Annotated in this window: 1 pseudogene; it reads left to right on the top strand. The window is 63.3% G+C overall.

What is annotated here, in order from left to right:
- Positions 1-118: 118 nt before the first annotated feature.
- Positions 119-245, top strand: a pseudogene (locus J5M56_RS26205) (hypothetical protein); the annotation flags it as partial.

Below are 245 nucleotides of genomic sequence, written 5' to 3'. Positions count from 1 at the left end.
CCCGTTCAGCTTTGGCCAGGCTTGGGTGGAACACCAGTTGACTGGTGCCCATCTGGTGATCGCTGACCATGGCCCAGGCGTACAGGCCCAGTTGCGCGTCGGGCAGCTCAAGGTCGTCGGCCGCGAGTTTCTCGAGCGTTTGCGCAACAGCCTTGCCCAGCTAGGCGATGCTACGTTGCCCGAAGGCCTCGAGCTACCCTTCGCAGGCGGCTTGATCGGCTACCTGAGCTATGACTTCGGTCGCC

Source organism: Pseudomonas sp. 51_B, from assembly GCF_017491595.1.
Taxonomy (GTDB): Bacteria; Pseudomonadota; Gammaproteobacteria; order Pseudomonadales; family Pseudomonadaceae; genus Aquipseudomonas; species Aquipseudomonas promysalinigenes.
Note: the sequence above shows the minus strand (reverse complement) of the source record. Positions and strands in the feature narration are given on the sequence as shown.